This window comes from Streptomyces globisporus (assembly GCF_003501885.1).
Lineage (GTDB): Bacteria > Actinomycetota > Actinomycetes > Streptomycetales > Streptomycetaceae > Streptomyces > Streptomyces globisporus_D.
This window is the reverse complement of sequence record NZ_QWFA01000096.1, coordinates 1-21,285: the sequence shown is the minus strand read 5'-3', so window position 1 is coordinate 21,285 and position 21,285 is coordinate 1. Positions and strand designations below refer to the sequence as shown.

Here is a 21,285-nt window from a genome sequence, read left to right as displayed (position 1 = left end):
TAGTTTTTCTCAGTAGGTGGAAGATACGTCCGTGCCGTTGATCTTGAACGTGCACTCGTAGGCGTCGAACTTTCCTGTGTAGCCGACCTTGACCGTCTTCCTGCGCTGCGTGTCGATCTCGGCGTTGCAGTCGTAGGTGACCTGGAACCTCTCGACGATCCACTGCGCGTTCGAGCAGTACCCGTGCCCGGAAGTGGTGTACCAGTAGCCCCGGCAGCCGCGATCCCATGAGGATTCTGCGGAGGCGCTGGATATCGGGGCAGCAAGGCCGATGGCCGTAGCAGCCATAATTCCGATCACAGCCCCCTTAGCTGCCTTGCTCTGCATGGCACGGGAAAGCAGAGAATTCATAATCCCCCCAAAAAGAATTTGTGCACGAATAGCAACATGGTCCCCCCATGTGCAGCGGTCACGATAGCATGCGCGCCTGGCGGCCTATCCTGGGCAGCGCTGATCTGGCGAGTATGCGAGGCGCGTACTTACCTTGAATGCTCCCCATGCGCCCGATATGGGCAGCCACCTTTCGGTCATTCTGTGCTGCTCCGTAATCCGGAATGCGTCGTTCTCGTTCCTGAGGCTCACTTTGCCCACGTCGCCAGGGCGTCGAGATGTGCCGAACTCCCCACTGGGGGAAGGGTGTGGCGTATGCGTGGCTTCTGGCCTCCTCGAGAGTCGGCGTAGCTGGCTTGGATGCCTTGGTTTGTCGACTACCGCGACCTGGGCCTCGTGGTCCTGCAGGAAGAAGTGTCATTTTCGACAGGGCGGGACCAGGATGCGTCCCGCATAGTGCGACTGCTGGCTATAGGCCGGGTCTCCAAGATCACCACTGGAGATCCGTCCATGGACTTCGAGCTTCCCGAAGGACGTCACAGCCCTCGACGACGAGCAGCTCGCCGACGCTCTCGGCGGGGCCATCGCCGCGTTCGACGCCGGTTCCCGCGCCGAGACGATCACCTTGAAGGACCTTGAGGCCCGGCGCGCCCTGAGCGACGGGGTCAAGGCGATCTGAGACGAGCAGGCCGCCGCCGAGATTGACGCCCTCGCCGCCTCGGTGCGCGGCGACAGCCCGGACGCCACCACGGACGCGGCCCCGGTCGAGGTGACCGCCGCCGCCGAGCCCGGGCCGGCCTCGAATACAGCACCTCTGCAATGACGCTCCCCACCAGTCGGCGCACACGACTGGACGCCCGAACGCCGCGAGGCCTACACCAGCGACCTCGCCGCCGAACGCTCCCTGGTCGCGGTCACCGCGAAGACCAACAGGTCGAAAGCCGACAAGGACCCGGCCGCGTGGATGCCGCCCGCCGATTCCGCCACGTGCACGTACCTCGTCAACTGGGCCGCAACGAAACTCTGCTGGGACCTGAGCGCGGACGAGACCGAGCAGGCAGCCCTCCTCGAACTCGCCGAACCGTGCGCCGACTCGACCGTCGAGTACGAGACCGCCTTGTAACCAGCGGTAGCCCACCCCTATATAGAGGTCCGCCAGCTCTGCGAGCGCAGCACCCCCAGGTCCCATATGCGATCCCGTCGGCAGGCCGGGCCCTGGGGCTACGCCGCAGTTTCTGATCAAAGTAGTCCGCCCGGGCTCCGCTTCCCACCGCCGCCTTCGCGTAGGCCGATGGCCTGGGCGTCAAAGCCGCTTGCTTGCACCGGCAACGTCGCCTGCCCGGGAGACCTGTCGCCGCCGACAGAGCACAGACCTTTTCCTGCACAGGGTTTTCGCTCCTCCACGCGTCTTCCCCCAGGCGACTTCTGGGTGGTGTCAGTGGTATTCGGCATAGTGCCCCGCATGATGATCAATGAAATCGACGGCGTGGACTGGGAGTCCATGGGCCACGCCTATGGTCCGGCATGCGATGTTCCGGGCTGGCTCAAGGGAATGGCTTCAGCAGACCCCGGTGTACGGGACGAGGCGTTCAGCGACTTCTACAGTGCGGCGCACCATCAGGGGGATGTCTATCCGTGCACGGCGGCCAGCCTGCCGTTCCTGTTCGAGATGGCCGACAGTCCCGCGACCCCTGACCGGGGTTCGGTCATCGAGTTGCTGCTCAGCATCGGGCAAGAGTGCCTGGATATGGATCCCGAAGTGGTGTACTTCACGCCGGACGGCACCGAGTCCCGAGCCCATGTGGACGCGTTGGCGTTGATAGGTGAGCGTGCCGAGGTGTTCGTCCGCTGGGTGATGGACCCGGATGAGGAGGTGCGCCGGCCCGCGATCGAGTGCCTGGGCCTCTTCCTCGCCGACAGTGCACGCGCGTTGGAGGTCCTTGGCAGTCTGCTTGCCGGGAGCGGCATGGTGCAGCGGCTGCTCGTTGTGAGGGCGGTGGCTACGGTGGCGCTGCGGGATGCGGCCGTGCACGGTGCGGCCGCCGGCTGGCTGGACACGCTGGCCGGTGACACGGCACAGGTGCCCGAGGTGCGGCTCGCTGCTCTCGTTCACCGGGTCCGGTGCACTCCGGGGGAGCTCGGCGACGCTGTTGTGCCTGCGGCGGTCGGTCTGATCCGGGAGATCGCACCGGAGGAGACCGGCGGGGATGACGACGCGCCCTGCCGGACCGAGGCGGAGCCGGAGGTTGCCGCGGGCACGGCGCCTTCCCCGGGGGTGCCGCCGCAGATCGCCGCGGCGTTCGAGGACCTGGAGCGGCACGGCCGCGTTCACGCGCCGACGACCTCCCTGTTGGAGGCGTTTCACACGGTGTTGGACGATCGTGTGCTGGAGCGCACCGCGTTGCTCACCGAGCAGTTGCGCAGTGCGGACCCTGGGGTGCGTTACGACGCGATCCGCATGGCGAGGGAGCTGATCGGCCAGTGGCGTGGGGATCACTCCGGCCTGGTCGTGCTGGTCGCGGAGTGTCTCAGACCTGAGGACCCGTATACCTCGGCTGCGGCGGCGGAGGCTCTCGGGGCGCTCGTGCCGGTGAGCGAGCCGGCCAGGGATGCCCTCGCCGCCTATGTCGAGGCGGCCCGTGCGGAACACGGGCCGGGCGTGTGGGCGGCCCGGGGGCGGCTGGTTCGCCGCGCTCACCAGGAAGCCGTCAGAGCTCTGGCATGCCTGGGGGATCTGCGGGCGCTGCCCTGTGTGCTGGAGGCGCTGGACGAGGGCATCGACGCCTGGCGTGCTGTGCAGGTGGCCGGTCACCTGGGTGAGGCGGCCGGTGACCTCACGCCGAGGCTGTCGAAGCTCCTGGCGGAGGTGGACTTCTCGGATGCGTCGCAGTCGATGAGCGCCAATGCTCTGGTGTCCGCTCTGAAAGAGCTGGCAGACCCGGCGGCTGGACCGGCGCTGGCCAGCGCCGTAGCCGCGGCCGTGCGTGAGGAGCAGTGGCATACGGCCGCCTCTGCCCTCAAGGCACTCGCCTCCTTCGGCCCTGGGTCCGCCTTCGCCCTCGATGTGATTCGCCGGCTGGCCGATGCGCAGGACGTCACCGTCCGGGCGGCTGCGACCGCGGCACTGTGGGAACTTGAGGGCGACGCGGCCGACGTCGTGCCGAGGCTGGTTGAGCTTCTTGACACCCACGCGGACGACGAGGCAGCCGCCGTCCTGGGGCGGATCGGGCCGGCTGCCGCACCGGCCCTGCCGCGTCTGCGGAAGATGCTGACAGCGGGCTACGAGTGGACCCGGGTCTACGCCGCGGCCTCTCTGTGGGACATCGGCGGCGACGCCGAGGCGCCCGCCGTCGTGGAAACGCTTCTGGCAGCGTGGGCGGAGAACGACTCGACGTCCAACCACGTCCTGGCCTGCCTGAGCCGCATGGGGCCGGCCGCCCGGCCGGCCCTCCCCCGGGTCCGGGAAGAGCTCACGCTCCTGCGCCGCAGCGGCCGCTTCCGCGACATCCCCAACGACGAGGACCTGCTGGCCGCCTGCCGCTCCATCACGACCCGCATCTGAGCAGACCCCTGCGGGAAACGTCGGCAGGGCCCCTTCGCCTGCGCCCAGGCTTACGACCCCTGCATCCGAGCCGCTCACCCCGTCCGCCGGATGGGTGAAGGGTCAGACGGGCGCGAACCGTGCTCACCGGCTGGGCGTCAGGGACGGCATGAAGGAGATCAGCGAGCAGCACATCAGCGAACCCGGCCTGGTGGTGCTGGACATCACCGCAGCGGACGAGGACACCCTTGGGCTGGTGGTGGCCCAGTTGGAGGAGCGCTGGGCGACCTCGGGCCCGGCCCTGGTACGGCGAGTGCCGGGCCGGGCCGGCGTCACGAGCCGGGTGTACGCGGACATCCGCCGCACCGCAGTCCGGCCCGGGTGAGAATGGCTGCCCGCGGGCCCTGGGGCAGTGGGTGACAACCAGGTGCGAGGATGCTGTCGTGTTGGATGCGATCAACTCGGTGGACTGGGATGCCATACCAGGCCATCCTGACTGGTACGAACCGGCTCGTGCCGCCCACGGTCTGCGCGTGCTGGCGGATGCAGCGAACCTGGTGGAGGCGGCTGAGGCCAGCTCACTGCTCGGCGGCGGTGGAATTGTCCATGGCCACAGTGCCGCGGTGTTTCCGGCGGCGGCGGTCGCGACCCCTCTGCTCCTGGACATCGCGCAGCAGGGTCACCCGGCGGCGCGGGACGCCGCGTTGGGGCTGGTCGATGAGGCCCTGTCGTCCTATCCCCACGGCGAGTACTCGCGGGTGACGACGTCCTACGGCACAGCGGTGCCGATCTGCTGCGCCATCGCCCACCAGTTGCAGGCTCGCTCAGCTCTCCTTGCTGGACTGGGCATGCGGGGCAAGGCACTGCTTGCCGATGCAGCCGAGCACTGGCGTTTCAAGATCCGAGAGTGCGTCGCCGAGAGCAATGACACGGCAGCCTTCGGGGCTCTGGTCGGCTTTTTCCCGAGCGGCGTACACGCAGCGGAACTACACGTCGGCGGCGAGATCGCCGTGCTGGACGAGGTTGCCCTCGAATACCCACCCGAAGACGGCTCTGCTGAAGCGTGCCTGCGGGTGACGGGACGGCGACCAGCCGAACTGCCGCCCAGCGCTGTCCTGTTCCCAGCAAGGTGCGGTGAACGCGTGCACTGACCAGCCTCTACAGTTCACGGTCCATGCGGTACAGGGGCCGTCTGCCGGGCTGAGAGGAGTCGCCTCCAGCAGATGAGTGCGCATCCCAAGGTAAGGAATGCTTCGTGGATGTCGTCGCGTATCTCCCAGCAAATCCGTAGGCGGCGGAACCAGTGCGGGTGAGCGACGGCGCGTTCTACGACCCAGCGTTGGGCGCCCAGACCGAAGCCGTGTTCGGTGCCGCGGCGGGCGATCAGTGGTTTCACTCCGAGCCCCCTGAAGCTTCTCCGTGATCTTGGACACTCGATGGTTATGCCGCGAGGGTGTGTCGGTGCCGTTGGCGGGTCTCGGTCGGGGTGAGGTAGCCAAAGACCCTGGTCGATGACGCTGCCCGCTGTTGCGGCCGCGACCGCCGGTCTAGCCCAGCCCGCGCTCAGCGACCATCCGGGACAGGGCCATTGGAAGGGCAGTGGTCCACTGCAGTCCGCCTCGACCACCCTGTCGGCGCCTTGTACGGTCGAGTCACTGTCGGAGCATGAGGTCGAGCTGTCAAATAGGTGTACTTTGAACAGAATTTTGGACACGCACGAAATGGTAGTCAGTCCCAGCTATCGCTTATTCGGATTGATGGACATGAGCATCGAGCCGTACGGGCTGGATCCAGATGACACGCATTGGCTTCTCTCCGCCCCAGGTCTGATCTATCTCCAAGTGCCATCAGCAGTCATTGAGTCGGCCGTGCGTCTGGAGAGCTGGTCCAGCAAACCCCCGGAAAGTCATGCCAACTGGTTCGGCCGGGAAGAAGTGGAAGTCGAACTTCCCACCGGGGAGATCGGCATTCACACCATTGATGGCGGGGTTCAGGACATCCCTTTAATTCTTCCCTCAGCTGGGCTGTACGAGATGCGGTGGCAGTGGATGTTCAATGGGGATCGAGGGCCTTTCCTGTCGCCGATTGGGGGAGCGCGCGCATTGCCTATCCCGCCAGGCCAGGAGGGAGGATTGAAAGGTAAAGATCAGTACTGCCTTGTGCAGATGTGGCGCACACTTGCCTATACATAGTGGGAGTGATGGACTGTGGGGCCGAACTGTTTCGGCCCCACGGCGTGCTTCTTCGCCTCCGCCTGGAACCGTGGGCCGAGTTCGCGTGCGGAGCAGCAAACCGGTGCCGCGCGCCGAAATCTACCGGCCGATGCTGAAGATCAAGGACTCCATGGGAGTTGTTTCATTCTCGCGAGTCACTCCGTGCGATGCCAACGGGCCCGCCCGTAGCCGCCTGTCAGAGTGGAAGGGCCTCCTCGACCATTGTCTTCAGGTCTGCAGGCAGAGCAGGTGAGTCCCGCCAGTTCTGGGCGATCTGCAAGAGCTCGACCCAAGCGTCATGCGCCTCAGAGTTCGACTGCCCGGAGAAGACCGCGTCCAGCACCCGCCTGGCAAGACGGTCGACAACCTCATACAAGGCGTTCGAGGCTCTGCTCACGTCATCCATAGGCGAGCCCGCAGCATGAGATGGTGCACCATTGAACCGGATGGTGACTGAGGTAGCTGAGTACGTCTTTCCATGAAGGAAGTCACGGAGACTTCCGACTTGATGACGAGTGGGCAGAGCTGGCTGATCAGGACTGTGAGACACCCGGTCACCCTATTTGAAGAGTGACCGTCGCTGTGAGGGTTGGGAGACGGGGCGAACCTTGCGGCGGCGCTCGGCGTCGGTGGCGGATGCGCAGCGGGGTCGGCCGGCCCGGGCATCGGGTTGTACGTCGGAGGTGGTGAGGGCGTCGACGGCGATCTGGGCGAGGTCGGGGTTCTGGGAGAAGTGGAACTTCGGGTTGACGCGGTAGAGAGTGGTCTCGCCGGCGCGCTGAATCAGGCGCAGCTTGGTGAGGAGACGGAGGCTGAGCAGCCGTGCGCGATCCGCTCGGCGTCGACTTCCAGGGCGGTGAAAACGGCGCCGTTCTGGGTGAGCCACTCCAGGATGTGGCCCGAAACCATCGATATTCGACGCAGGCAGCGCCTCCCGAACTACCCGAGAGACAGTGCTCATCATCGTCGGCAGACGTAGAACCGACGGGCCACGTCGTCGATTGCTCGTTGCCTGAGACGGGTCATCACGTCGGCGCGCGTACTGCCAGTCGCCCCTCCACCGTGCGCCCCGTTCAGTCAGCACCGGCGGACCACCACGGCTCACACAGCACCCTCCACCGCCCGGTGGCCTCGGCACTGCCCGGTGCTGCCAGGCAGAGCGCCGCCGGGTTGCACCTTCCTGGCCAGCGAACCTAGGCGAGTGAGGTGACCCTGGGGGTGCTGGATGGCTGTCCCCGCCGAAGTAGATCTTGCGAGTCGGAGGAGCCAGCGGTTTCGGTGGCGAGTTCGGCCTGATTCCCGGCCCGGAGGTCCCGTTTTTGGCGTCTTCAAGCTCAGAAAGAAGCACGAGCCGTGGTAAAGGCTCGCCAGAGCGGCAGCGCCGGCGAGATCATGCGGGAAGCGGCCTTCTGACAGGGCGGCATGTGGGCTTGAGGGGGACGCAGGATGACGCGGATATTCCTGAGCGGAGGAGCGGACAGTTGCGGCGAGAACCTGGACGCCTACCAGTACGCCTATCTTGCCGGCGGGGGCCTGCGGGTCGCGGAGAGTGCGATTGTCGCCCTCATCGAGCGTGGGACGCTGTCCTTGAGGGCCGCACGCCTACGCGTCATCGGCGAGGAGCACCCCGCACACCCGTTGGAGCTTGCCGTTATCGCTGCTTGCCCGCGGAGCAAGCCGGTGCGGGAGGTCATCGAGGCTGTCAAGCATTCCTCCGAGGTCGACGAACTCGCTCGCCGCCTTGTCTCCCTGGGTCTGGTGCGTCGCAGAAGACTGAAGCCCACCCGCGCCGGACGGCGACGCCTCGCGGACGCTGCCTCGGCGGGACATGTGCCCGCGTACGCGCTCCACGGTCCCGCCGAGGCAGCGNCTGTCAAGCATTCCTCCGAGGTCGACGAACTCGCTCGCCGCCTTGTCTCCCTGGGTCTGGTGCGTCGCAGAAGACTGAAGCCCACCCGCGCCGGACGGCGACGCCTCGCGGACGCTGCCTCGGCGGGACATGTGCCCGCGTACGCGCTCCACGGTCCCGCCGCACTCGTCCCTCGCTCCGCCAGACGCGGGCCTGGCGGCGCCGAACCCGTCCCCGACACCCTCGGGCGCACCCTGATCCGCATGGGCAAGGCCCTCGACAGCGACCGCGGTCACGGAACGGACAACGGCGCGGATGCAGGAGGTTTCGGCGGTGGCGGTGGCGGTGGTGGCGGTGACTGACAGCAGTAGGCACGGCGGGGCTTCAAAGCCTTTGCAATCCACCGAATCGAGCCACTGCCAATATCAACGGGCTGAGACGGCAGCGGCGGGATGGCTCACGAACGGACAGCAAACCGCGATCCCCGGCTGTGAGGGAGCCCCTCCTGAAGACACGCTCCCATTCTCGGGACCAGAGCTGCACGCCAGGCCCACGACAGGGCACACGGGATTGATGAACGCCCCGTCGTTCCGGGCTCTGCCCCCAGGAGGGCGGGGCGTTCGAGCGCGGGACTGCCGCGCTCACCCAGTACGCCGCGGGAAGGCCGGGTCGTCGTACCCCGAGCGCACGTTGAAGAGCCACCTCACGGACCGGTCCGGCTGGGCACCTGGGTCAGCAACACCCGCAGCCGCCGCGCAAAGCTGACCGGCGAGCAGCGCGAGCAACTCGCCGCCCTCGGCATCGACTGGGCCAGAGCCACCTGACACCCCGACGACGAACCCACCGTTCGTGCTCTTCGGGTGCGGTCAGCGGCGGCGCGGGACGGTCAGGGTGTGGCGTCGGCCGTACGCGACGGCGCCGAGGAGGGCGGCGGCGATCAGCGGGGTGGCCCAGTTGACGCCGTCCAGGAAGGCCCAGGTGAGCACCTCGGCGCCGAGCATCAGGCCGACCAGGCCGAGGGCGGCGAGCGCCGCCAGGCGCGGGACCAGCAGGCCGACGGCACCGGCCAGTTCCAGCACGCCGGTGAGGTACATGAGCCAGTCGCCCCAGCCGATCGCGTCGAAGGTGACGGTGGCCGAGGAGTGGGCCACGAGCTTCGGGGCGGCGCTGGCGACGCCGTAGAACAGGGCCAGCAGGATCTGCAGACCCCACAGCGCGCGATTGACGCGGCGGGAGACAACGGGGGCGGCGGAGAGCGCGGTGGAGGTCATGGCCGGGTCCTTAAAACAGTGGCGTCGGGCCGCGGTGCACGGTCACAGATGTAGACGACCGCGGTCCCCCGAACTCATCGGATTCCGGGAGACGTTCATGAGCCCACCGCCCGCGGCGGCTCCCCTACGGGCAGCCGTTGCGGCGCGCGTTGTCGGGCGGCTCCCGACGCCCGGCGAGGGAGCCGCCGTCCGCGGGGCGGGTCAGGCGTTCCGCGCCAGCCAGTCGGTATAGCGGGTGGGTGCGATTCGGGCGCGTCCCTTCGGGGTGAGGACGTCCCCGTGACCGCGGCGAACATCCCGGCGGTGTCGTCGGTGGTCACCGAGCGGCTGTCGCCCTTGGCGCGGAGTGTGATGAGGCCCGGTTCGTCCAGCGGATAGGCGTCGGGCCCGGCGAGTTCGAGAGTGCCCCGGAGCGGTGTACCGGCGATCAACTGCCGCCGAGGCCAGACAGGCGGCCGCCCCGCCCTCGTGCGCTTCGGCAGCAACGGTTCCAACACCGCCCACTGCTCGTCCGTGAGATCTCCCCGCCCCATGAACCGAGATCATTCATCACTCAAGATCCATTTTCGATACACCCCTAGGAACGAGCACCGCCCGCCGCCTACACCAGCCCTCGGTACCCGCCGGGGCTTCGTCGTGCTGCCCGGAGGAGACCACCGTGCCCACCTTCGAGACGGCGGCGTCGTGGAGAATCCGGCTTCGTTCTCGAAGACCAGCCAGGCTCCACGGGCCGCCGCGAGTCTTCCGCGCAGGGCCACACCTCCTTGACCCACCCGGCCACCGCGTCGTCGTCCCGCTCCAGCGCGCGTCAGGCCGGGGCCTGGCAGGACCAGCCGTTGCGTACCAGGAGCCTGCGTGCCCCCTGGACCGTGTAGGCCAGATGGAAGCGTCGGCCGATCACCGTCTTGATCCGCGCGAGCGTCCAGCGCTGGTCCTCCCAGCCGTGCGCGGCGGGCGCCTTGGCCAGCTCCGCCTCCAGCTGGGCGAACTGCTTCTCGCTCAGTCTCGGCAGCGACGCCGGGCCCTGTGACCGCAGAGCCCGCGGGCCGCCCTCGTCCCACATCTGCCGCCATCCCTGCACGGAGCGGACGCTGACCCGCAGGTCCCTGGCGATCACCGAGCTCGCTTCGCCCCGGGCGGACCTCTCGGCCGCCCTGAGTCGTAACCCCTCGCGGAACTGCTGCCGCTCGGCCGCCACCTCTCACCACATGACCAACACCGACAGCGCGACTCGAAGGATAGGGGTCCTCGATCGGGTGATGAAGAACTGAACAAAGACGCTCATACCATGCTAAAGAGGGCGGTCGTAGTGAAACGGGTGGGAAGAATTAGCCTTCCGAATGCCCCACAAGCCTGGCTTGTATCCCACAGGCATGCCCTTCTGCTCTTCGCTTCGCAGTCGCCGACCTTCGGCCTGCACAGAACGGATGCACTCATGTCGCTTCTTCCCCGCGGCAGCAGCCCGACGCTGGACGGACCGGTCAGCCCACGGCCCTCCGCGCTGACGCTGCTGGCATGGACCAATGTTCTGATGGGGCTGTCCGCCGCCTCAGCCACGTTCGCGACCTGTCAGGTCCTAGGAGAGGAAGCGGACTTCCTCGCAGCTGCCTTCGCCTTCGCCATCATCACCGCCGCCTACACGCGCGACCGGCTGACCGGACCCGACAGCGAGGGGGCCCCGGGAAGCCGCGAAGCATGGATGGCCCGCCACCACCGGGCCATGCGGACATGGATGGGCCTGTGTGTACTGCTTGCCCTCGTCACGGCCGTGCTGCGGCCGTGGTGTGCGCTCGCACTCGTCCTGGCCTGGATCTCCGCACGGTTGTACGCCAAGCCATGGATCTCCGCCCGCGGCCGACGGGTGGCCCTGCGGCAGCTTCCCGGGATGAAGGTCCCTTACGTCGTCGCCGTGTGGGTGACGGTGGCGATCCTGCCTGTCGCGGCCGACAACGACCTGCTGACGCTGGCGTCGACCTGGTTGTGGGCCCTGAGTGTGCTGCTGATCGGATCCGTTGAGGTCATCAACAACGACCTGCGCGACGTCGGCGCGGACCGCCTGGACGGCACCCGGAGCCTGCCAGTACTCCTGGGGGTGGCCAGAGCCAAACGGCTCGGCTACGCGTTCGCAGTACTGGGTCTGTTGGTCTCTGCACCTGTGGCACCGCTGGTGGGGCTGGTGTGGGGCGGGTACGCTGCGGCCCTGCTCGCCTGCCACAGCCCGGAGCGAGACGCCCGACTGCGCCCCTGGATCGAGTCCCAGGTCGCTGTTGCCGCACTGGCCGCGGCCGTTCCCGCCGACGCTCTCGGCCTTTGACGGGCAAGAGACCGTCCCTCAACCACCGTCCAGGTCAGGGCGGGTGCCCCGGAGCGGGTCGGCGATTCTGGCTCTGCGCACCTCAGCGGGTTCGGACCGTCGGCCGATCCCCGTGCCGTCCTCACCGGTCCTGCCTGCGCGGAGTGGGCCTCGGCCGGGTGCGTGTTGGCCGCGGCGGGGTAGGGCGGCCCCACCGTGTGGCGGCGGGGCGCATTCACCTCGGGCCGTGTGCGCTGCGCGCGCTCGCTCGATCTGAGTATGGGAGCGGCCCGGGCCGAATCGACAGCAAATACCTGCATTGCCCGTGGTACACCTTTCTTGTTGATCAAGCATGGCGCTGCCGCGCGGGTGGGGGGCTGATCCGCGGCCGACCTGACTCGGGCGCCGCTTCCCGTTTCCGCGAGGTGCCCGGGCTCGTCTGTCCGAGACCTCTGCGTCATCGGCCTGCCGGCAGCGCCTCCCGGAACAAGGACATTGATGCTCACCTTCACCACGCGGCGGCTCATCAGGCTGAGCGATGCCGACATCCACGGGAACGTGCACAACCTGTCGATCATCCGCTACGCCGAGGACACCGCGGTGGAATGGGTGTGCGCGTTGCGCGACGAACTGGGTCTGCAGACCTACTGGGGGGCCGTGGGAGTCCAGGCGGAATTCACCCGGCCGCTGCCCTGGACCACCCCGGAGACCCAGCTGGCACTGCGGGCGGAGAAGGTCGGACGGGTCAGCCTGCACCTGGTCACGTCGATCTCGTCGCCTCTGGGTGAGCATGCCCGGGTCCGCACCCGTGCCATGCGTCTCGACGCCTCCGGCACCAGGACCACCATGACCCCAGATGAACGGGCCTGGTACCAGCGGTATCTGGTGCGCGACACCTCGCACCCGAACGCTGCACGAGTACTGCAGCCCAGCTGAGGAACGCCGCAGGGCCTTCCGTCGGCTGCTCTGCCCGCGCCGGTACGCCGCCGGAGGGCCCCGGTGTGCCACAGGACCCGCTGCTCGCTCCGTCTCCCGCCTCAGCATGCTGGCGAGACCGTGCACGGACACAGCGCAGCGGGCGGCGGGCTGCGGCCCGTTGTGAGCGCCCCTCACGAAGCCGCTGAGCAGCTCCCTGCACATCCGCCCTGCCCCCCAACACCGGCGACACCGCCCCTCTCGAGGAGCTGCACACCCATTGTTCCCCCCGCTCGCTTTACCAGCGTTATCTGGCGCCAGTGCCCCGTGTCTTGGCCCGCACCCTCGAACAGCTTCTCGACCCCCGTGGCACCAGCCTGATTCGGGCCGCTGCTCGTCGATGCCGCCACTGCCCCGTGTCCGGCGTGAGGCGGCAGCCCGCGGAGCTTGCCCGGCTCCTAGTGGTCGTGCTCGGGCCCCGGTGGCGTGGCGGCCTGGAGCCGGGCGGCTTCGGCAGCAGTTTCGTCTTAGGAGGAACGAGGCACGGTGACGGTTTCGGCTTCTGCGGATACGCCGCTGGCTGCCACGCGGCATGTGCAGTGCGCCGTCGAGCGCGCTTGGTGCTACTTGAACCGATCCGTGGACGGTAGTGCCCCCTCGGCGCGGCTGTCCCTCGACGTCTCCTTCAGCAGCAGCTTTGCCGGCGCTCGGGCACGAGCGGTACTTCGCGAGCGTCTGGGTGCGGATCCGGGATTCGATCTGGCCGACGAGGCATTCACGGCCATGGTCGCCTTGATGCTCCTGTCTCCCGCCGCCACCGCGTGGGAGAAGGAACTGGCCCTGCGACTGGGCCGTCAGATGGAGGCGGCCCGCTGGCAGCGTCGGTATCGCTTCTTCCTCGGATCCAACGGCTTTCCCGCCGACACCGACTGCACGGGCCTGGCCGTAGGTGCTCTGTACGAGCACGGCTTGCTCTCCCCTGCGGACCTCGAAGCACACGTGGCCGATCTCCTACACGCGGCAGCACCCGCTGACAGCGTTCCCCGCCGGTACGGCGACGATGATGCACTCCGTGCGCGAGTCTTCATGGTCTATTGGGAAGACGGCCTGGAACCCCATGCCGTGCGCCGCGGACGCAAGCACGACGCGGTCGCCTGTGCCAACGCCCTCTACACGGCTCAGCTCAGCGACCTCCACACCGAAAGCGAGAGCGCGGCGGCGGTTATCAGCACCTCGACGCGATACCTGGCCGAGCACCTTGAGTCCGGGCGGTACCTGAACGGCACCCGCTATTACCCGTCTCCCGACGCGTTCCTCTACGCGCTCTCCCGCCTGTGTGCCAGATTCCCCTCCAGCGCCCAGGTCCTCGCCGCCCCCTTGCGCCGCGCCCTCCAAGAACGCGAAGAGGCGAACTCCTCACCGCGCCCTGGTGGCGAGCCCGGCCCCCTGGCCCTGGCTTTCCGGACGCTGGCAGCCGACAACCTCGGACTCACCGCCGGCCAGGACCAGCGGCGCATGCTGATTGCCCAGGCCCAGCAGTCCGACGGATCCTGGCCGGCCAGCCCGTACTATCGGATGGGGCGGTTCCCCGTGTACTTCGGCTCGTCCTACCTCACCACTGTCTTCGCCCTCGCGGCACTGCGAACCCGCCAGACACTCCAGGCCGCTGCACCCAGCAGCTTCTCCGGTTGGACCGCTGCCCCGACCGGCTAGGGTTGCTGCGTGGCCTGAAGCGGGGTGAGGTTGCCCCGGACCATCCCGGCCACGCCACGTCTGGACCGCATCCCGAAGAACTCGCCCGGTGGGGGCATCGCCATGCCGGTCCCTCAACGGCCAGGCCCTCGGCGGCGTCACTGGTCGCCCTCAGGTCGACCCCGCTGCGATCGTCCGGGCGATGGTCGCTGACGTCGACCTGGCCTGCTCGGCGCTCTGCCCGCCCGGCCCGGCCCCTGCGGCCCGAGGGCAGGGCTGGAGGGAGGCTGATCCCTTGGAGTTGACACCCCTGCCAATGGATCTTGACGGTCCTCCGTATCCGAAAGAGTTCAGGAAGGACGCTGTCGCGCTCTACCGAGCCGCGGCCGGGAAGCGGATCTACGGCGCCTCGGCAGCAGCACGTTGCCTCAGAGCATCGCCATTCCCGCCACGGTCGTCGCCAGCAGTACGACGACAGCGAGCGCGTTGATCACCACGTCCAGCTTCTGCCCGCGGCGTTCGGCGGCTCGGTCCAACGTGAAGTCGGCAAGGTCGCCGGGTGCGTAGTGGACCGTGACGTCACGGCCGTACGAGGCGGCTGGGTCCGGGAGGTTGGACGTGCAGTGAGCCGTGACGGCCGTGCCCTCGTAGGTGGTGAACGACACCACCGGGGTGATGGTGGTGGAGGTGCCGCTGTCCTGGTCGACAGTGACGTCCTCAAGGACCGCGATGATCCGTCCGTGCACGGTGTCCATCGCGGCCAGTTGCTCGATGCGGTGATTCTTGGCACGTACCGTTCCGGGCAGATGAACGGCGGCGAAGACCGTCAACGGCCCGCCAAGGCCGATCAGCGCCCACGGCCACCCCCAGCCGACCGCCGCGAGGGCCACCAGCCCGCAGCAGACCAGGAAGAGTGCGAGGGTCGGCCGGCCCAGCCCACGACTCGGCTCCTCAGGAGAGATGGAGAGCCGGTAGGCATGCGGCCTGCCTCGCGGGTGGCTGACCCCTATCTCCCGCCCCTCCCACGCAGAGGTGATCACCTCCCCTCGCTCACCGTCGTTGGTCACGGTGACCTCCTGACCGGAGGTGACGTCGCGGTAGGAGATGACCACCGATATGCCGCCCGTACGGGACCCGCCGTGCCGGGGCATCCGCACCTGCTCAATCCGCCCCGTGTACCGGACCATCCGCTGTGTTTTGGTCACTCCGGCCAGCGCCATGCCGTACCCGGCCAGCGCCAGCACAGCCCACACCGCGCACCACAGCACGAGGAACTCTTCCCAACCCATGACGCCCACCTCCTGCCGGTCCGGTCAGCTGCCGTTACGCCGGAGCACTTCGCCCTTCCCGTCCGCCTCGAGCGTTCCCGTGCCCCCGTTCCCGGTGACCACGACTCTGAGCGTGAGCGGTCCGGTGACGCTGTCGGCGGTGAGCTGCCAGCTCCGCGGTGACTCGACGTTGAGGGCGGTCCGGGCCTCCTCGACCAGGCCGGCGACGCGACCGTAGGGCAGAGACCTCGGGTCGAACCCGGCAACCTTCGCCCCGGCGGGCGGGAAGACGACCGTGAGCAGGCGGTCCCGCACGACGACGGTGAGGGCGTGACGCTTGTCCGCGGCCTGCGTCAACGACTCGACGGCTCGGCGCAGTTCGCTCTCATCGAGCATCGATCGGCCGGGGCCGATGGCGACCGTGCCTGTCGCAGACGTCACGGTGATCGTGGATGACGAAGAGGACACAGACGGTTGGGGGGAGGCGCCGTCGTCGCCCTCGTAGAAGTCGAACAGGTCGGCACGGAACAGCAGAAGCACGGCGGCCACGCCGAGCAGCAGCCCGAAGAGATTGAGGAACCCGCTGAAGGAGCTGTCCGGGGTCTCGCTCCTCATGACCGGACCGGGCACCGAGACCACCTGGGCCACAGCCGCCCGTTCCTCCCACTGCGGCGTCGGACGCCTCACGATCCGCGTTTTCCACGGCCGGTCCGGCGCGTACTCCACCACCACGGTCCCGCCTGACCGGTACTCGGTCAGCTCGACGCGGTTGACGTCCTGCCATATCTCGACTCGGAACGCAGGCGCGTCGTCCGGCACGACGGACAGATCGAATCGCACTGGCACATCACTGGTCTCACCCCTGACCGCCTCCAGACTCTCGATCATCGCGAGCGCCGTGCGCGGAACGACTGCCGCCTCACTGGCACGACGCGGCAGTGTGGCAAGGAAGAAGAGAAGACCGTAGAGCGCGGGCACGACCAGTCCCGTGACAATCATCGGCACGCTCTCGACCATCCAACCGCCGATGAAGGCCGTCAGCGACGCTCCGATGACACCGGCCGTCAGAAACCCCGAAGCGAGATCGGCAGGCGAGTGGTGCGCGGGCGGAGCACCCACACTCATCGTCATGGGGCCGATTGTGCCCGCCATGGGCAGCAGCGAACAGACCTACAAGTCGAGACGCCGATGCGGGCTCAACCACGACACATAGCCCGCTCGGTGCGCTCACCGGCGGAGGTGTTTCAGGACCACGCAGCCCGGGCCCGTCCGTGCGGCGAGCACCGGTATGCCGAGGGCCGAGGAAACGGGCGTCTCCTGCGCGGCCAGTTCAGCGGAGATCCGCACGACGGTCAAGGTGCTGCGGCTCCCCGCCACACCGCTCACGGCGCCACAGGCACGCCCGCGTGGCGGCGGCACCGGGCGGGTAGCGCTCCAGGCGGACCGGCTGCCGGCGACATGCGCCGATGTTAACCCCCTAGGCGAACTATCCGCTTCACGAAGGTAGTTGTGACGGTAGCGATGACGAGGCTCTGCGCGCTGGAGCAGGTGCCCGCGCCGTCTGGAGAGGTGGTTTCACCGAGGTCTCCTCGCCTGCCAGTTGCAGATGGCCCAGCAACGGGTCGGCATGCCTGCGGGGTCCCCGTTTCCCCGCCGTCGGGCCCTGCCCTCGCTGGAAGCAGCGCAGGGCGCGACGCCCCTCCCGGCACTTTGCACGGGGAGGGGGAACGTGCAGGTCAGATGGCCGGGGTGTAGGGGACGATGCTGTCCACGCACGGGCCCTCGGCGTGCACCTTCAGCGCTTCCGGCTCGCGGTCGTCCGCGGTGAGCTGCCAGCGGAGCTTGGCGGCCACCCCCTCCCCTCCATACCGGCACTGCGCGTCCAGGGACGGCGGCATCCAGTCCGCCGGCTCCTGTTCCGCCTTCTGCCGGTTGGTGCGTGCGGTCACCGCGACGAGTGAGACGTCCGCGCCCTGGTCGTTGGCGTATGCCCCCCGCCGCGTCGGCGCCCAGGTCGAGGCGCCGGAGTCCCAGGCATCGGCGAGCGGCACCATGTGCTCGATGTCCAACGCACCGGCACGGGTGACCCCCTGGCCGTCGTAGTAGCTGATCCAGGTGCCGCCGGCCAGCTTGCACCCGACCGCCACCGACGGCGCGACAACGGCTTCGGCCAAGAGCACCCCGTTGCGGGTGGTGCACCCATCGCCTGCGTCGTCGCCGCCGTTCCAGTGCCTGAACTTGCTACAGGTGTCGCCGGTGCGGTCCTCCTCCGTGACCGTCACCAGCCCGACGGCGTCGGCCAGCGTCATCACTTGGGCTCGCGGGCTTCGTAAGGAATGGACGGGGCCGGTAGAACGCCGTGGTGATCAAGAACCTCGTGCGCGGATTCAGCGCACTCTCCCTCGCCCTCGTCCCTCTCCTCTCGGCTCCCGCGCAGGCCGCCCCGGCGCCGGAGGCCATCACCCGCGCGGGCGAGAGGGTTCACCGCAGAAACACTTCCGCTGTCTGGCCGCTCACCCGGGCGCCAGGACGTGGGCCGGTCACCTGCTGTCGGCGCCGGAGCGGGGTCTCCCTGCCTCGCGTGAGGATCAGGAGTACGACGTAGCCCGTCCCGGTGCTTCCTTTGCGGAAAGCATGCGTCAGGTGCCGGGGCTGGGCCGGGCGTGAGTGTGGCGTGGAGACCGGCTGGCACGGCGGCGGCGCACCGTCGGTTCGGGTGGCGGAGGGTCCGGTGGCGTCAGGGTTCACCCCGGGTTCTTCGTGCCGCCTGCCGCCGGGCGGCGAGGAGGATGTGGCTCCGCAGCTGGGTCACCTGCCGGAGCTCTCCAGGCCGGGTCGGTAGGTGTTCTTGGAGCTGTCGCTGCGGGCTCAGGCGTTCAGGAACGTCTCGAGGCTGGTGGCCAGGGCCACAGGTGTCTCGTGCATGGGGTAGTGGCCGCTGTTGGCGATCTCCTCCAGTTCGGCGTTCGGATAGTGGCTGAGCCACGTGGCGCGCATCGCGTCGGCCGTCAGGGCGAGATCGTGCTCCCCGACGATGACCTTGACCGGAACGGGGTTGCCGGTGATCCGGGCCGTGAGGTCGGCGGTGACCCAGTCCTTCACGTACCCGCCGAACGCCTCCCGGGTCGACCACTCCAGAGAGCGGTCGACCATCAGGTCCACCCAGACCCGGGAGGCACGCCGGCCGGTGACCAGGTCCACGATGGCCCGTCGCTTGTCGCGGTCCCGCGCGGCACCGTAGAACAGCGCCTCTCCCTCGGCGTCCAGCGGATAGGCACCGGCGGGGACCGGGGCCAGGCCGACCAGCTTCCGTACCCGGTGCGGAGCCTGGGCCAGCACCTGCTGAGCCGCCTTGCCGCCCATCGAGTGGCCGACGAGGGAGAAGCTCTCCCAGCCGAGCTCGTCGGCCAGGGCGAGGGCGTCCTCGGCGATCTCGGCGAGCGTGTACGTACCGGTGACATGCTTGCGGTCGCCGTAGCCACGGTAGTCAAGGCAGGCGAAGCTGAAGGTGTCGCCGTCCAGGTAGTCCAGGAAGGGCCCCCAGCCGGCGCTGGTGCCGAACCAGTCGTGGAGCACCAGCACTTTGTGGTCGCCTGAACCGATCAGGCGGTGGGGAATGCTCATGGCGGACTTCCTCTCGTCGTTGCGGGCGAACGGTTTGCTTTCCTCCAAGAACGCGCCCTTCCAGGTCAGGTCCCGGAGTCCGGCAAGTGACGCTTGAGCGCCCTGGGGGGGGCGTCTGCGCCCGGTCCTCTCGCCGTTGCATACCCAGCGGGTGTCCTCACCCACCTCTGCGGCACCCTGCGTCGTGCGCCTACGCCAACCGCACCTCGGCTCGGCTCGGGATCCTTTCCCCTAGCCGGACTCTACGAGCTGCGTCGACGCGACAGGGTTGTCAGCGGCCGGGGCGTACGACGCCGCAGGTCTGGTTGGGATCTTCCCCGAGAATTTCGAGGGGCAGACAAGTCGTATGGATGGGTCGCCAATGCCCGCGACTTCTCCGGGAGCCGACCAGCGTGACCGTCTGGGCGGTCTGTGCCACGACGCCCCAAGGCTATGAGGTCGTTCAGACGCCGGCTCTCCAGGTTCCGGGCGATCAGCCGGTCACGGCGGCCTGCCCGGCCAGCAAGGCCGTGCTCGGCGGCGGCGGTGATGTCCAAGGTGACGGCAGCTCTCTCACCCGTTCCTACCCGAGGGCGACGGCGCCCGGGCAGCCGACCCTGTGGGTTGTGGCCGGCCACAACAGGTCCAGCAGCAGTTGCGGCGTCGTCGGCTACGCGATGTGCGCCGACCCCATCGCCGATGTCACCTGGACGACCCACTAGACCACCAAGCCCAATCCGTCCGGGGGTTCCTCGTGTGCCCGGCCGGGCGGTACGTGTCGGGCGGTGGCGCCTCCTCGAGCGGGGATTACCGCGTCCTGTCCGCGTCCAGGCCCGGCCTGGCGAGTGAGGGTGCCACGCGTGACGGCTGGTGGGTCCAGGCGGGCTACCTCAGTGACGATCCGTTCGCCACGGATCTCTACGTGATGTGCAGCACCCGGTGGCGTGAGGAGAAGGACCCCGGGTGCGACCGCGCCGGGGTCCTTCGCGTTCCCTGCCGTCGGCTCGCGAGGTGTGGCGAACCAGCGGAGGGCCCGGTGGCCGGCGTGGAGCCGGAAGGCACCGCACATACCGCACCTACGGACACAGCCGACTGACGGCCCGACCGGCCACGCCACGGTCTGTGTCCACCTGTCCGGTCTCACCAAGCGGGCGACCTCCCCGAGCACCTGCCCGACTGCACTAACAAGTTCGTGGCTCAGGCAGGTCGATGCCCGCGACTACAGCTTGCCAACTCACAGGGCCCGGCGTCGCTGCCGAGACTGAGCGAGAAGCAGTTCGCCCAGCTGGAGGCGGAGCTGGCCAAGGCGCCCGCCGCGCACGGCTGGGAGGACCAGCGCTGGACGCTCGCGCGGATCAAGACGGTGATCGGCCGACGCTTCCACCTGACCTACACGGTCCAAGGGGCACGCAGGCTCCTGGTACGCAACGGCTGGTCCTGCCAAGTCCCGGCCCGACGCGCCGTCGAGCGGGACGACAAGGCGGTGACCGGTTGAGTCAAGGAGGTGTGGCCCTGCGCCGAAGACTCGCAGCGGCCCGTGGAGCCTGGCTCGCCTTCAAGGACGAAGCCGGATCCTCCATGACGCTGCCGCAGGCGAAGACCTGGTCACAGCGCGGCCGGACCCCGGTGGTCCGGGTCCGAGGCCGCTCCCGCAGACGGATACCGATCGCCGCGCTGACCTCCTACAAGCCCGGCCCCAGGTCGCGGCTGATCTACCGGCCACGCCGGGACGAAGGCCGCCGCGATGGGCGCAAGAGCTCCTCCTCGCGTGACGACCAGGATCTGCTGACCGCCGACCACCAGCAACCGGGCAGCCCGATCCTGCTCATCCGGGACGACCTCAACGCCCACAAAACCGTCGGCCTGCGGCCTGGAACCAGACCGCCACTGTCTTCGGTGACTGGGCGGCCCGAGCCCCTCGGGACCGGAACGGGGCCAGGGCCACCTTCCTCGACCCCGCGTCCCGCAAGCTCTTCACCGACTGGGACAGCAAGGCCCATGACGTGGTGGGCCGGCTACGACTGTGGGCCGGCCTGTACCCGGACGACACGCAGCTTGCCTCGCTGGTCGGTGAACTCTCCATGAAGAGCGCGGAGTTCCGCACGCTGTGGGCCGCACACGACGTCAAGCAGCAGACCCACGGCCCGATGCGGCTGGCGCATCCGCTTGTCGGCGAGCTGACCCTGCGCTACGAGACCCTCGCGCTCCAGGGTGACGAGGACCAGTATCCGAGCACCTCTCACGCCGCACCCGGATCACCCTCCGAGGAGGGTGATCCGGGTGCGGCTGCTCGCCAGCTGGGGTGCCGAC

The 21,285-nt window shown here is 68.5% G+C and carries 15 protein-coding genes and 6 pseudogenes; 12 read left to right on the top strand and 9 right to left on the bottom strand.

The features are described from left to right. Positions 1 to 9: 9 nt before the first annotated feature. Complete coding sequence (locus D3105_RS18870; protein ID WP_123947583.1) at positions 10 to 288, bottom strand: hypothetical protein; 279 nt, start codon at positions 286 to 288, stop codon at positions 10 to 12. Positions 289 to 1,168: 880 nt separating this feature from the next. Here D3105_RS18870 and D3105_RS18865 point away from each other — a divergent pair. From D3105_RS18865 to D3105_RS18840, 5 genes and pseudogenes are all read left to right on the top strand, one after another. Beyond that, positions 1,169 to 1,453 (top strand): annotated as a pseudogene (locus D3105_RS18865) (HNH endonuclease); the annotation flags it as partial. Positions 1,454 to 1,792: 339 nt separating this feature from the next. Continuing rightward, positions 1,793 to 3,892, top strand: a complete 2,100-nt coding sequence (locus D3105_RS18860; protein ID WP_240646947.1) for a HEAT repeat domain-containing protein — start codon at positions 1,793 to 1,795, stop codon at positions 3,890 to 3,892. 148 nt (positions 3,893 to 4,040) lie between these two features. After that, complete coding sequence (locus D3105_RS18855; RefSeq protein ID WP_098899742.1) at positions 4,041 to 4,256, top strand: DUF6207 family protein; 216 nt, start codon at positions 4,041 to 4,043, stop codon at positions 4,254 to 4,256. 58 nt (positions 4,257 to 4,314) lie between these two features. Beyond that, a complete protein-coding gene (locus D3105_RS18850; RefSeq protein WP_240646946.1) occupies positions 4,315 to 5,022 on the top strand; it encodes a hypothetical protein in 708 nt (235 codons plus the stop codon). 360 nt (positions 5,023 to 5,382) lie between these two features. Next, the gene (locus D3105_RS18840; RefSeq protein ID WP_240646953.1) at positions 5,383 to 6,063 is read left to right on the top strand and encodes a hypothetical protein; all 681 of its coding nucleotides are present in this window, start codon (positions 5,383 to 5,385) and stop codon (positions 6,061 to 6,063) included. Positions 6,064 to 6,867: 804 nt separating this feature from the next. Here D3105_RS18840 and D3105_RS35740 read toward each other — a convergent pair. Continuing rightward, the gene (locus D3105_RS35740; RefSeq protein ID WP_257134461.1) at positions 6,868 to 6,993 is read right to left on the bottom strand and encodes a hypothetical protein; all 126 of its coding nucleotides are present in this window, start codon (positions 6,991 to 6,993) and stop codon (positions 6,868 to 6,870) included. 537 nt (positions 6,994 to 7,530) lie between these two features. Here D3105_RS35740 and D3105_RS18830 point away from each other — a divergent pair. Together D3105_RS18830 and D3105_RS35865 are read left to right on the top strand one after the other, a co-directional pair. Next, positions 7,531 to 8,295 (top strand): TIGR04222 domain-containing membrane protein, encoded by a 765-nt coding sequence (locus D3105_RS18830; RefSeq protein WP_118904309.1) that lies wholly within the window; start codon positions 7,531 to 7,533, stop codon positions 8,293 to 8,295. 159 nt (positions 8,296 to 8,454) lie between these two features. Beyond that, complete coding sequence (locus D3105_RS35865) at positions 8,455 to 8,757, top strand: helicase associated domain-containing protein (protein ID WP_306472407.1); 303 nt, start codon at positions 8,455 to 8,457, stop codon at positions 8,755 to 8,757. A gap of 42 nt (positions 8,758 to 8,799) precedes the next feature. On the opposite strand, the gene D3105_RS18825 is transcribed toward D3105_RS35865, so the two are convergent. The 3 genes and pseudogenes from D3105_RS18825 to D3105_RS18815 all read right to left on the bottom strand — a co-directional run. Continuing rightward, positions 8,800 to 9,204: a DoxX family protein gene (locus tag D3105_RS18825; RefSeq protein ID WP_118904308.1), complete on the bottom strand. Its 405-nt coding sequence runs from the start codon at positions 9,202 to 9,204 to the stop codon at positions 8,800 to 8,802. Positions 9,205 to 9,405: 201 nt separating this feature from the next. Further along, a pseudogene (locus tag D3105_RS35390) lies at positions 9,406 to 9,638 on the bottom strand (LysR family transcriptional regulator); the annotation flags it as partial. A 201-nt stretch (positions 9,639 to 9,839) separates the two neighbouring features. Further along, positions 9,840 to 10,402: pseudogene (locus tag D3105_RS18815) on the bottom strand (winged helix-turn-helix domain-containing protein); the annotation flags it as partial. A gap of 237 nt (positions 10,403 to 10,639) precedes the next feature. On the opposite strand from D3105_RS18815, the gene D3105_RS18810 reads away from it, so the two are divergent. The 3 genes from D3105_RS18810 (at position 10,640) to D3105_RS18800 (ending at position 14,125) form a co-directional block, all read left to right on the top strand. Continuing rightward, the gene (locus D3105_RS18810) at positions 10,640 to 11,518 is read left to right on the top strand and encodes a UbiA family prenyltransferase (protein WP_165891042.1); all 879 of its coding nucleotides are present in this window, start codon (positions 10,640 to 10,642) and stop codon (positions 11,516 to 11,518) included. A 477-nt stretch (positions 11,519 to 11,995) separates the two neighbouring features. Next, entirely contained in the window at positions 11,996 to 12,433 is a 438-nt protein-coding gene (locus D3105_RS18805; RefSeq protein ID WP_118904306.1) for a thioesterase family protein, read from the top strand. A 525-nt stretch (positions 12,434 to 12,958) separates the two neighbouring features. Further along, positions 12,959 to 14,125, top strand: coding sequence for a hypothetical protein (locus D3105_RS18800; RefSeq protein WP_118904305.1), 1,167 nt, complete (start codon positions 12,959 to 12,961; stop codon positions 14,123 to 14,125). Between the two features lie 407 nt (positions 14,126 to 14,532). Here D3105_RS18800 and D3105_RS18795 read toward each other — a convergent pair whose 3' ends face one another. The 4 genes and pseudogenes from D3105_RS18795 to D3105_RS18775 form a co-directional block, all read right to left on the bottom strand. Next, positions 14,533 to 15,393 (bottom strand): DUF3592 domain-containing protein, encoded by an 861-nt coding sequence (locus D3105_RS18795; protein WP_118904304.1) that lies wholly within the window; start codon positions 15,391 to 15,393, stop codon positions 14,533 to 14,535. 24 nt (positions 15,394 to 15,417) lie between these two features. Beyond that, entirely contained in the window at positions 15,418 to 16,503 is a 1,086-nt protein-coding gene (locus D3105_RS18790; protein WP_118904322.1) for a hypothetical protein, read from the bottom strand. Between the two features lie 605 nt (positions 16,504 to 17,108). Then, positions 17,109 to 17,699 (bottom strand): annotated as a pseudogene (locus D3105_RS18785) (GmrSD restriction endonuclease domain-containing protein); the annotation flags it as partial. A gap of 541 nt (positions 17,700 to 18,240) precedes the next feature. Continuing rightward, entirely contained in the window at positions 18,241 to 18,996 is a 756-nt protein-coding gene (locus tag D3105_RS18775; RefSeq protein ID WP_118904303.1) for an alpha/beta fold hydrolase, read from the bottom strand. 1,213 nt (positions 18,997 to 20,209) lie between these two features. On the opposite strand from D3105_RS18775, the pseudogene D3105_RS36085 reads away from it, so the two are divergent. Further along, a pseudogene (locus D3105_RS36085) lies at positions 20,210 to 20,844 on the top strand (helix-turn-helix domain-containing protein); the annotation flags it as partial. 59 nt (positions 20,845 to 20,903) lie between these two features. Further along, positions 20,904 to 21,285, top strand: a pseudogene (locus D3105_RS18755) (transcriptional regulator); the annotation flags it as partial.